General features: G+C 40.0%; 12 protein-coding genes. All 12 read left to right on the top strand.

Translation table 11 applies throughout. The features are described 5' to 3' along the window. Positions 1 to 156 precede the first annotated feature (156 nt). Positions 157 to 711 carry a ribonuclease M5 gene (gene rnmV, locus BGM26_RS21120; RefSeq protein WP_217042263.1) on the top strand — a complete coding sequence of 185 codons (555 nt, stop codon included), beginning with the start codon at positions 157 to 159 and terminating at the stop codon, positions 709 to 711. Position 712: 1 nt separating this feature from the next. Further along, the gene (gene rsmA / locus BGM26_RS21115; RefSeq protein WP_217042262.1) at positions 713 to 1,591 is read left to right on the top strand and encodes a 16S rRNA (adenine(1518)-N(6)/adenine(1519)-N(6))-dimethyltransferase RsmA; all 879 of its coding nucleotides are present in this window, start codon (positions 713 to 715) and stop codon (positions 1,589 to 1,591) included. Positions 1,592 to 2,000: 409 nt separating this feature from the next. After that, on the top strand, positions 2,001 to 2,885 hold the full coding sequence (yabG, locus tag BGM26_RS21110; RefSeq protein ID WP_217042261.1) for a sporulation peptidase YabG: 885 nt from the start codon (positions 2,001 to 2,003) through the stop codon (positions 2,883 to 2,885). Between the two features lie 264 nt (positions 2,886 to 3,149). After that, entirely contained in the window at positions 3,150 to 3,413 is a 264-nt protein-coding gene (veg, locus tag BGM26_RS21105) for a biofilm formation stimulator Veg (protein WP_214728535.1), read from the top strand. 326 nt (positions 3,414 to 3,739) lie between these two features. Then, entirely contained in the window at positions 3,740 to 3,916 is a 177-nt protein-coding gene (locus BGM26_RS21100; RefSeq protein ID WP_217042260.1) for a small, acid-soluble spore protein, alpha/beta type, read from the top strand. Positions 3,917 to 4,234: 318 nt separating this feature from the next. Further along, positions 4,235 to 5,104 (top strand): 4-(cytidine 5'-diphospho)-2-C-methyl-D-erythritol kinase, encoded by an 870-nt coding sequence (ispE, locus tag BGM26_RS21095; protein ID WP_217042279.1) that lies wholly within the window; start codon positions 4,235 to 4,237, stop codon positions 5,102 to 5,104. A 247-nt stretch (positions 5,105 to 5,351) separates the two neighbouring features. Then, a complete protein-coding gene (gene purR, locus BGM26_RS21090; RefSeq protein WP_217042259.1) occupies positions 5,352 to 6,170 on the top strand; it encodes a pur operon repressor in 819 nt (272 codons plus the stop codon). Between the two features lie 177 nt (positions 6,171 to 6,347). Then, positions 6,348 to 6,722 carry a RidA family protein gene (locus BGM26_RS21085; RefSeq protein ID WP_217042258.1) on the top strand — a complete coding sequence of 125 codons (375 nt, stop codon included), beginning with the start codon at positions 6,348 to 6,350 and terminating at the stop codon, positions 6,720 to 6,722. Positions 6,723 to 7,015: 293 nt separating this feature from the next. Further along, on the top strand, positions 7,016 to 7,306 hold the full coding sequence (gene spoVG, locus BGM26_RS21080; protein WP_217042257.1) for a septation regulator SpoVG: 291 nt from the start codon (positions 7,016 to 7,018) through the stop codon (positions 7,304 to 7,306). Positions 7,307 to 7,649: 343 nt separating this feature from the next. Then, positions 7,650 to 9,026 (top strand): bifunctional UDP-N-acetylglucosamine diphosphorylase/glucosamine-1-phosphate N-acetyltransferase GlmU, encoded by a 1,377-nt coding sequence (glmU, locus tag BGM26_RS21075; protein ID WP_217042256.1) that lies wholly within the window; start codon positions 7,650 to 7,652, stop codon positions 9,024 to 9,026. 17 nt (positions 9,027 to 9,043) lie between these two features. Continuing rightward, the gene (locus tag BGM26_RS21070) at positions 9,044 to 10,000 is read left to right on the top strand and encodes a ribose-phosphate diphosphokinase (RefSeq protein WP_217042255.1); all 957 of its coding nucleotides are present in this window, start codon (positions 9,044 to 9,046) and stop codon (positions 9,998 to 10,000) included. A gap of 174 nt (positions 10,001 to 10,174) precedes the next feature. Then, on the top strand, positions 10,175 to 10,801 hold the full coding sequence (locus tag BGM26_RS21065; protein ID WP_217042254.1) for a 50S ribosomal protein L25/general stress protein Ctc: 627 nt from the start codon (positions 10,175 to 10,177) through the stop codon (positions 10,799 to 10,801). Positions 10,802 to 10,948: the final 147 nt, after the last annotated feature.

Below are 10,948 nucleotides of genomic sequence, written 5' to 3'. Positions count from 1 at the left end.
TCCCGTCCCTCCCCGCGGAAAGCAAGTGCCCGCAGCGGAAATCAACGGGCAAATTTTGAAGGGTATTTAGAAAACAGCCTTTTTTTATTGTCTAGCTCCATAAGGAATGCTATGACAGCGGTTAACATCGCATTTCCGCTTTACTAAGGAGGACCTATGAAAATTAAAGAAATCATTGTGGTTGAAGGCAAGGATGATACGACTGCGATAAAAAGGGCATTAAATGCGGATACCATTGAAACAAATGGCTCAGCTATTAATCAAGAGACGATTGATAAAATAAAACTTGCCCAACAAACAAGAGGGGTCATTGTACTTACAGATCCGGATTTTCCAGGTCAGAAAATCCGCAATACGATTAAAGAGCAAGTTCCTGGGTGCAAGCATGCTTTTATTGAAAAAGAATATGCCATTCATAAGCACGGTAAAGGCGTAGGGGTAGAACATGCCTCCCCAGAAATCATTCGCATGGCTCTAAGAAACGCTCATATGATGCATGAGGTATTTAGTGAGCAAATTACTCAAGAGGACTTAATTACAGCGGGTCTAATTGGTGGGGATGGGGCAAGGGAGCGAAGAGAAAAGCTTGGAAAATTGCTGAAAATTGGATTTGCGAATGGAAAGCAGCTGCATAAAAGGCTCATGATGTTTCAGATTAGCAGGGAAGCCTTTGCTAATGCCGTTCAAGTAATCCTTCAGGAGGAAAATTAAAATGCAAAAAGATATTGCAACACCAGTGAGAACCCGTGCCATTCTTGAAAAGTATGGGTTTTCTTTTAAAAAAAGCTTAGGACAAAATTTTTTAATTGATACAAATATCCTCAGAAGAATCGTCGATCATGCAGAATTAACAGAGGATTCAGCTGCGATTGAAATCGGGCCGGGGATTGGTGCATTAACCGAGCAATTAGCTAAAAGAAGTAAAAAAGTGGTCGCATTTGAAATTGACCAGCGTTTACTGCCAATTTTAGAAGAAACGCTTGCTCCTTATCCAAACACGAAGATTATTCATGGGGATGTTTTAAAAGCAGATGTGCATGGGGTGGTAGAAAGGGAATTACAAGGCATGGAAGATATTATGGTTGTTGCCAATCTTCCTTATTACGTAACAACCCCAATTATTATGAAGCTCCTTGAGGAAAAACTGCCGATCAGAGGCATTGTCTGCATGCTGCAAAAAGAAGTAGCTGACCGGATATCAGCACATCCAGGCACGAAAGATTACGGATCCTTATCGATTGCAATTCAGTATTATACAGAGGCTGAAACGGTCATGATTGTACCGAAAACGGTATTTGTTCCGCAGCCAAATGTGGATTCGGCTGTGATTCGGCTGACGAAGCGGAAAGAACCTGCAGTATCGGTCCAAGACGAGAGTTTCTTTTTCCGGTTAATAAAGGCAAGCTTTGCTCAAAGACGGAAAACATTGCTCAATAATTTGACTAGCCATTTACCTGAGGGAAAACAAAAAAAGGAAGAAATTCTTTCGGCCCTAGAAGTGGCCGGCATTGAGCCTGGAAGAAGAGGAGAAACATTATCGATTGAAGAATTTGCCCGTCTAAGTGACAGCCTTTACCTTACCTTTTCGTAAGACCTGCACAAAGCGGGTCTTTTTTTTCTCATTAAAAGGCAAATGCACAATTTATAAATGAGTGCATAATTTATGAGAGGACCATTATTCGATTAGAAAAGGGCGGAGCAGCGTATTACTGAACAAGTATATTAAATTGGAAGTTTCTTCTGTTCGAACCAGATTGTGGCCGAAATTTGCTCCTGCGCCAAAGCGTATTCGAAGAAGTATTCTTCAGCTCGTTGCAAGGCAGCACGAAGTAACTTCGCTGAAGTTCAAATGAAGTGATTGAATTCAGCAGCCTAAGCTACGCTCACTTCGCTTTATTGTGTTGGTTTGGCGTAGAAACCTAAATAAATAATCCTTCATAGGAAATGGTGGCGTCAGAATGCCATATCCGTTTTGTATGGGCTAAAATGGAGTGAATGCAGTGAGCATAAACATCATGGATATTGTCGGGAGGGCTTCATACCATTGTGATATTGTGTTTCGAGTGATTGATATCAAGGAACAAAATGATCAGAAGATAGCCGTTTTATATGGTGAGGACATTCGTCTCATTGCAGATGCACCTATCGAAGATTTAATTGTCATCAGTCTGCCAGATAGAAATAAAATGGCTCAGGAGTTTCGTTCCAAGGAAGAACAATCGTATCAATTATTCCGTCAAGATGTCGATCTTTTAAAGCAGAAGCAAGAGTATGAAGTAACAGATGGATACAGCAAACCTTTTAACTATTTTCAGATGCCTGGGAAGGTTCTTCATTTAGATGGCGATCCGGCTTATTTGAAAAAGTGCCTAACCTTATACGAGAAAATAGGCGTCCCTGTCACAGGCATCCACTGCCATGAAAAGGAAATGCCAATTAAGATTGGCCAGCTTATCGATTATTATCGACCTGATATTTTGGTGTGTACAGGTCATGATGCGTATTCAAAGGCAAAAGGGAAAAAAACGGATCTTAATGCGTATAGGCATTCCAAGCATTTTGTGCAAACTGTTATAGAGGCAAGGAAAAGAATCCCCCATTTAGATCAGCTTGTTATATTCGCTGGGGCATGCCAATCCCATTTTGAATCGATCATTCATGCTGGAGCCAATTTTGCTAGTTCTCCTTACAGAGTAAACATACATGCACTTGATCCTGTTTATATTGTATCTAAAGTCAGCTTTACCCCATTTATGGAGCGAATCAATGTTTGGGATGTTTTAAGAAACACTTTAACTGGAGAAAAAGGGTTGGGCGGAATCGAAACAAAAGGAGTGTTAAGAACAGGAATGCCTTTTAACAGAGAACAGCATATTGATTCCTGATGTAAAACCGTTTGTTGTATAGAACGGTTTACTTTTTTGTATAAACGGAATTCCCCCCATAAATAGTGGTGTTAGGCGGAAAATGAACATTGCAGAATGCATACATATTCTATTACATATACGGACAACCTAAAAATGTAGAAAAATAAAAGAAATTGTGGAAGAAAATATATTGACAACCTTTTTTAAAGACTGTTATAATTTATATTTTTATTTGACTCTGTTATGTCAGTGTGATATACTTTACATAGTGAGGTGGACCGAATGGCAAAAACATTATTGGATATCAAAAAGGCTCTTGATTCAAACCTTGGGAAAAGACTTTTACTCAAGGCGAATGGCGGACGCAGAAAGACAATTGAGCGTTCAGGTGTTTTAGCGGAAACATACCCTTCCGTATTTGTCATCGAACTAGATCAGGAAGAAAATGCGTTTGAACGTGTATCATACAGCTATGCAGATGTTTTAACAGAAACGGTTCAAATTACATTCTATGAAGATACATCAGGACAAGTTGCTTTAAGTTAATATATAATATTTTTTTTGCAGAAGGGTGGCGAATGAATGTTCGCTGCCCTTTTGTTTTGCTTTTTTGCAGAAAAGTAATATGAGTTGCCACATACTATGAGGGATTATTTAGATTTCTAAACAAAACCAACACAATAAGGCGGTGTGAGCAGAGCCAAGCTTCGCTGTATTATTAAATTTAACTTGTCTATCTTCAAATAGAATTATCTAATACAATTTGTATAGCGTCGCTCTGCCCCTTTTCCCTTAGGATAAATAAGGTTCACATGAATAGTCAAAACGTGTTTCATACTATTAATACCGCAGTGTAAAAGGAGATGTTAATCATGGGCAGAAGAAGAGGCGTTATGTCAGAAGGCTTTAAAGAGGAACTAGCAAAGGAGCTCGGCTTTTATAATGTCGTCCAAAAAGAGGGATGGGGCGGTATTACAGCTAGTAATGCTGGTAACATGGTTAAACGAGCTGTTGAAATCGCACAGCGTAATCTCCAGAATAACCGCTAAGTAATAATTTGCGGAGGGATTTATCGCCCGTTAATCAGCTAAGCCCTTACAAATTTTTCAACTGCTGCTTATTATGTATTCAGCACTGGCCAAAATTGATTAATAACAAAATGGATTCACTGCGACATGCCGGGGCTATAGCTCCGGCATTTTTTGCTTTTATTTAAGGCTCTTCATCTAACCAAAAGCAACAATCTATGTGCAAACAGCATGAAATAAAAAAATATCCTGAAGAAAGTCAGATCAAGAGGTCTTAGTTTTATTGTTTTGTGGTAAAATAGGACAAAAAATGGAGATGTTGAAAAGTAGGTGAAAATGTTGAAGCTTTTAGTAAAGGCGCCAGCTAAAATCAATTTATCATTAGATGTATTACATAAACGCGAAGATGGCTATCATGAAGTTGAAATGATTATGACAACCATTGATTTGGCAGATCGCCTCGAATTAACTTTATTAGAACAGGATAAAATCAAAATCATCTCCCATAATCGCTTTGTCCCGGATGATCAGCGTAATCTTGCTTATCAGGCTGCTCTGCTGTTGAAAGAGCGCTTTCATGTGAAAAAGGGTGTAGCAATTACAATCGAGAAAACTATTCCCGTTGCAGCAGGCCTAGCAGGAGGCAGCAGTGATGCAGCTGCGGCACTTAGAGGTTTAAACAAACTATGGGAACTAGGATTAACGATGGATGAACTTGCCGAAATTGGATCAGAGATCGGTTCAGATGTCTCGTTTTGCGTTTATGGTGGGACAGCGCTAGCTAAGGGAAGAGGAGAAGTAATTACAGAACTTCCGGCCCCGCCAACCTGTTGGGTTATTTTGGCGAAGCCATTTATAGGTGTATCAACGGCGGACGTTTATCGTAAGCTCAATTTAACTGGGGTAAATCATCCGGAAATAAATAAAATGATATGCGCGATTGAAAATGGTAATTATGAAAAGGTTTGCGGTCATGTTGGAAATGTTCTGGAAGAGGTCACCTTCCCTTTACATCCTGAGGTTGCCCAAATCAAAGACCAAATGAAGCGATTTGGAGCCGATGCTGTATTAATGAGCGGCAGCGGACCAACTGTTTTTGGACTTGTGCGCCATGATTCAAGAATGCAGCGGATTTATAACGGTCTTAGAGGTTTTTGTGATCAAGTATTTGCTGTCAGAATACTTGGTGAAAGACATAAACTTGATTAAACCCGGATATTAATGATATATTATCGGTAAAATATTCGGTTTTAACTTTATTCAGCAGAAGTCTCTAAACGATATAAGAAGCGAGATGAATGCAAATAGGTATTCAATACAGTGGGGGCCCCACAGCTGAATAAAGTTAAGCCTCCGGCGGATGCTTTAGATTTTTTAAAGGAATTTATCGAACAAGCTAAGGTAAAAAATCTGGGCGCAAATACGCCAAGGCGAATTTGATTTGGGGGATCCTATGATGAAATTTCGGCGAAGTGAACGTTTAATAGATATGACAAATTATTTATTAGAACATCCGCGTCAACTGGTTTCCTTAACCTTTTTTTCGGAAAGATACGGCTCAGCCAAATCATCGATAAGTGAGGATTTGGCGATTATTAAGGAAACCTTTGAGCAGAGGGGAATTGGGACATTACAAACAGTGGCTGGCGCCGCTGGCGGGGTAAGGTATCATGTCAGGGTGCCAGATACAGATGCATTGCCATTTATCGGAGAACTATGTGAGCTAATTGCCAATCCGGAAAGACTATTGCCCGGCGGATATTTATATATGACAGATATATTGGGCGATCCTTCCATTGTTCAGCGCGTCGGCCGCGTATTCGCCTCCGCCTATGCGAATACGCCGATTGATGTAGTAATGACTGTAGCCACGAAAGGGATCCCTCTAGCTTATGCTGTTGCAAACTACTTGAATGTTCCGGTTGTCATTGTCAGAAGAGATAGCAAAGTGACAGAGGGGTCGACAGTAAGCATTAATTACGTTTCCGGCTCTACGAAGAGAATTCAAACGATGCTCCTTTCTAAGAGAAGTCTTGAAGAGGGATCAAACGTTTTGATCGTCGATGACTTCATGAAAGCGGGCGGAACAGTCAATGGGATGGTCAGCATGCTTGAAGAATTTAAAGCCCATGTTGCAGGGATTGCAGTTCTAGTTGAAGCCGAGAAGGCTGAGGAGCGGCTTGTTGATGAATATTTATCGCTTGTCAGGCTCTCTGATGTAGATGTAAAAGACAGAAAGATTAAAGTGAGCGAAGGGAATTATTTTAAAAAATAGGCTGTTTTCGTAAAGTTTGTTGTTTTTATAATGTGATTTTTATTTAATAATCTGAGTTGATTGGAGCGGAGGGCAAGTGCCCGCAGCGGAAATCAACGGGCAAACTTTGAAGGCTAAAAACAACAATATATGCGAAAAGAGTCTTAAAATAAATAATATCTATTTGGGGGAATTATCATGAAAATCATTCAAACAAATCAGGCTCCAGCTGCAATTGGCCCATATTCACAGGGAATCATAGTGAACAATATGTTTTACAGTTCCGGACAAATCCCGCTAACCGCAGAAGGCACTGTGCTTGAAGGCGATGTAAAAGCACAAACCCATCAAGTTTTTAAAAACCTTCAGGCTTTACTTGAGGAAGCTGGTGCCTCATTGAATACCGTTGTTAAGGCGACAGTGTTTATTAAAAACATGGATGAATTCGCTGCAATCAATGAAGTATATGGGGAATACTTCCATACCCATAAGCCAGCTCGTTCCTGTGTAGAAGTAGCCCGACTGCCGAAAGACGTTTTGGTGGAAATAGAAGTAATTGCGCTCGTAAATTAAATCGCAGCTTTTCTTATAGGGAATTTCACCGCGCTTGATCTAGAAATAAAGCCATTTGAAAAACAAATCCGTTTATTTACGGGTTTGTTTTTTTATTGGGCCTTTTACATCATTCAGATGTATATTATCTCGAAAAACAAGTAATAATGATTGTGGAGATAAGAGGAAAGACATAACTTTAATCATTAGACCAAAAGATTCTAAAAATTTTTTCCATTTAAAGAAGGAGAAACGGAAAAAGTGTGGAATTCATTTAAGTAGATTTGTATCTTCTAGCAAAGGTGGTGAACATGATGGAAGTAACTGACGTAAGATTACGCCGCGTTAATACAGATGGCCGTATGCGGGCTATCGCATCCATTACTTTGGATCATGAATTTGTTGTTCACGATATTCGTGTAATAGATGGTAATAATGGTCTATTCGTTGCAATGCCTAGTAAACGCACTCCCGATGGAGAGTTTAGGGATATTGCTCACCCGATTAACTCAGGAACTCGTGGCAAAATTCAGGAGGCTGTATTAACAGAGTACCACCGGTTAGGTGAATTAGAAGTTGAATTTGAAGAAGCTGGAGCTTCCTAAATTATACACAGCAAGGGCCTACTTCATAGTAAGGCTCTTTTTATTAGGCTGTTTTCGTAAACTTATGTCCTCAAATCATTTCCTCGAATTTACGCTTTTAAAACTATCTAGTAAAAAACAATTTAATCTACGGGTTAAACAAAAATATGTACTTTTCCAACATTCCTTGAAAAAAACGTGTATTTAAGATATATTTTTAATGGATAAAAAGGTAATAAGATAAAAAGGGCGAGGGCGGCGCTTGTTTTCCTTACACCGTCTGATTATGTAGGTTGATTCGGTAAACAGCCTCCTTACAAGGTTTGGCATTAATACTATATATTTTTTGAAATGAGGCCTGTCAATGTCTAAACGTTATGCGGTTATTTTAGCCGCGGGCCAGGGGACGAGAATGAAGTCTAAACTTTATAAAGTCCTTCATCCTGTGTGCGGGAAGCCGATGGTTCAACATGTGGTTGATCAAGTTTCAAAGCTTAATATAAATGAAATGGTTACGATCATTGGCCATGGTGCAGAGAAAGTAAAAGCCCAGCTTGGCGAAAGCAGCAAGTACGCCATACAGGAGGCTCAGCTTGGAACCGCTCATGCCGTAACAATGGCAAAGGAAATGCTTGATGGAAAAGATGGTTTAACGATTGTTGTATGTGGCGATACACCGCTTATTAGACATGAAACAATGGAAGCACTTTTTAAACACCATGAAGAAGCTAATGCGAAGGCAACCATCCTGACAGCGTGGACAGAAAACCCTGCTGGATATGGCCGTGTCGTACGAAATGAAAATGGGCATGTCGAAAAAATAGTCGAGCATAAGGACGCCACAGATGAGGAACGGATGATTTGCGAAATTAATACCGGAACTTATTGTTTTGATAATAAAGCCTTGTTCGAGGCACTAAAACGAGTGACAAATGATAATGTACAAGGTGAATACTATTTGCCCGACGTCATCGAGATTTTAAAAAACGAAGGGGAAATTGTCACAGCTTATCAAACAGCAGAATTTGAAGAGACACTCGGCGTGAATGATCGTGTGGCCCTCTCTGATGCAGAACGATATATGAAAAAGCGAATTAATGAATTCCACATGCGAAATGGCGTTACGATCGTCGATCCGCTGAATACTTATATTGGTGCAGATGTTACAATTGGTATGGATACGATTCTGCATCCGGGAACGATGCTTTCCGGTCATACGGTAATTGGATCAGATTGTGTCATCGGCCCGAACAGTGAAATAGTGAACTGTATGATTGGGGAACGCTCCATTATTCGTCAATCTGCTGCTCATGACAGCCAAATTGGTTCGAATGTTCATATCGGCCCGTTTGCCCATATTCGTCCAAAGTCGGATATACACGATGATGTAAAAATAGGCAATTTTGTTGAAGTGAAAAAGGCTGTTTTTGGGAAGGGAAGTAAAGCTTCTCATCTTAGTTATATCGGAGACGCAGAGGTTGGTCGCGATGTCAATATCGGGTGCGGTACGATCACCGTTAATTATGACGGGAAAAATAAATTCCTGACAAAAATAGAAGATGGTGTTTTTGTTGGCTGTAATTCCAACCTTGTGGCTCCTGTTACGATAGGCAAGGACTCTTATATTGCTGCAGGTTCAACAATTACAGAGGATGTACCAGGGGAAGCCCTCTCAATTGCAAGAGCGCGTCAAGTGAATAAGGAAAATTACGTAAATAACTTAAATAAAAAGAAGAAATAAAGCGATGGAGGCACAGTATGTCGAAACATTATAAAGATCCAAAATTAAAGGTTTTCAGTCTCAACTCAAACCGTGACTTAGCCATTGAAATTGCAAATGTGATTGGTGTCGAGTTAGGAAAGAGTTCTGTCATCCGTTTCAGTGATGGAGAAATCCAAATCAATATCGAAGAAAGTATTCGCGGATGTGATGTATTCGTTATTCAGTCTACAAGCTCCCCTGTTAATGAACATTTAATGGAACTTTTAATTATGATTGATGCTTTAAAACGTGCTTCTGCGAAGACCATCAATATTGTGATTCCGTATTATGGATATGCACGTCAGGATCGTAAGGCAAGAGCACGTGAGCCAATCACAGCTAAGTTAACAGCAGACTTGCTTGAGACTGCTGGAGCAACTCGCGCAATTACACTTGACTTGCATGCTCCTCAAATTCAAGGATTCTTCGACATGCCAATTGATCACTTAATGGGTGTGCCAATCCTTTCTGATTACTTTAAAAATAAAGCGATGAATGGTGATATCGTCATTGTATCTCCTGATCATGGCGGTGTAACGCGTGCCCGTAGGATGGCAGAGCGTCTAAAAGCGCCGATTGCTATTATTGATAAACGTCGTCCGAAACCAAATGTAGCGGAAATTATGAATATCGTCGGGCATATTGAAGGAAAAGTGGCCATTTTAATTGATGACATCATCGATACAGCCGGAACCATTACACTTGCTGCAAATGCGCTTGTTGAACATGGTGCATCTGAAGTATACGCATGCTGTACACATCCTGTTTTATCAGGGCCAGCAATCGAAAGAATCCAAAATTCTAAGATTAAGGAATTAGTTGTGACGAATTCAATTGCTCTCCCGGAAGAAAAGAAAGCTGATAAAATTGTACAGCTCTCTGTCGCACCTCTATTGGGCGAAGCGATTATTCGTGTGCATGAGGAGCAATCTGTCAGCACGCTGTTTGATTAATCATGTTTAACATTTAATATTTATTGTTATAGACAGGCTCGCTTAATCGTGAGCCTGTCTTTATTTTCTCAAAAATGTTATAGTTAATATTGTTAGAAGGTTTAGACTCCCCACATTTAGGGCATTTTTTATAGAGAGTCTATGTTTGATGTAATAAAGAAAGGGGACCTACTTATGACAACAGTTTTACAAGCAAAGGAAAGAAAAGAATTCCGTGGCTCGGCTTTAACGCAGATTCGACAAGAAGGGAATATTCCCGCTGTGGTCTATGGAGCAAAACTTGAAAGTCAATCGATTTATTTCAATGAAAAGGATTTCACGAAGGTTATCCGTCAAGTTGGCCGGAATGGCGTCATTTCTTTAGATCTAGGCGGCAAGAAGCACAACGTCGTATTAAGTGACTATCAGGCAAATCCGCTGAAAAATGAGATCATTCATGTTGATTTTCATGCAGTCGATATGACACAAGATATTACCGCTCATGTACGAATCGTTCTTACTGGGGATGCACAAGGAGTGAAGGATGGCGGTGTCATGCAGCAGTCGTTGCACGAGGTTTCCGTTACTGCTACACCGGATAATATCCCACAATCTGTTGAGATTGATGTAACTAGCCTTCAGGTTAACGAAACGTTAACAATTGGAGATATTAAATCCAACCGCAGCTATGAGATTAATCATGAAGAAGAAGAGGTCATTGCATCTATCCTTCCTCCGAGACAGGAAGAAGAAATTAACAGCGGCGAACAGCAGGCTGGCGGACATCCTGAAAATGAAGAAGGAAGAGAAACAAAGGCTTAAAATATAGAAGCTAAATAGAAGAGTTCCTTGCAGGGAGTAAGGGGCTGACCCGAAAAAATATTGGTCAGCCCTATTTTTACGTTTGATACTTGCACTTTTCTTAAGGCTGTTTTTGTAAAGTTTGTTGCTTTTATAATGTGATTTTTC

Source organism: Bacillus sp. FJAT-29790 (genome assembly GCF_019039215.1).
In the GTDB taxonomy this organism is placed as follows: domain Bacteria; phylum Bacillota; class Bacilli; order Bacillales; family Cytobacillaceae; genus Cytobacillus.
The sequence above is the reverse complement of the archived record's forward strand: the minus strand, read 5'-3'. Positions and strand labels throughout refer to the sequence as shown.

Bases quoted from the DNA above. Each gene is read 5' to 3' on its own strand.
- rnmV (WP_217042263.1), top strand. From the start codon at position 157: ATGAAAATTAAAGAAATCATTGTGGTTGAAGGCAAGGATGATACGACT.
- rsmA (WP_217042262.1), top strand. From the start codon at position 713: ATGCAAAAAGATATTGCAACACCAGTGAGAACCCGTGCCATTCTTGAA.
- veg (WP_214728535.1), top strand. From the start codon at position 3,150: ATGGCAAAAACATTATTGGATATCAAAAAGGCTCTTGATTCAAACCTT.
- BGM26_RS21100 (WP_217042260.1), top strand. From the start codon at position 3,740: ATGGGCAGAAGAAGAGGCGTTATGTCAGAAGGCTTTAAAGAGGAACTA.
- purR (WP_217042259.1), top strand. From the start codon at position 5,352: ATGAAATTTCGGCGAAGTGAACGTTTAATAGATATGACAAATTATTTA.
- BGM26_RS21085 (WP_217042258.1), top strand. From the start codon at position 6,348: ATGAAAATCATTCAAACAAATCAGGCTCCAGCTGCAATTGGCCCATAT.
- spoVG (WP_217042257.1), top strand. From the start codon at position 7,016: ATGGAAGTAACTGACGTAAGATTACGCCGCGTTAATACAGATGGCCGT.
- glmU (WP_217042256.1), top strand. From the start codon at position 7,650: ATGTCTAAACGTTATGCGGTTATTTTAGCCGCGGGCCAGGGGACGAGA.
- BGM26_RS21070 (WP_217042255.1), top strand. From the start codon at position 9,044: ATGTCGAAACATTATAAAGATCCAAAATTAAAGGTTTTCAGTCTCAAC.
- BGM26_RS21065 (WP_217042254.1), top strand. From the start codon at position 10,175: ATGACAACAGTTTTACAAGCAAAGGAAAGAAAAGAATTCCGTGGCTCG.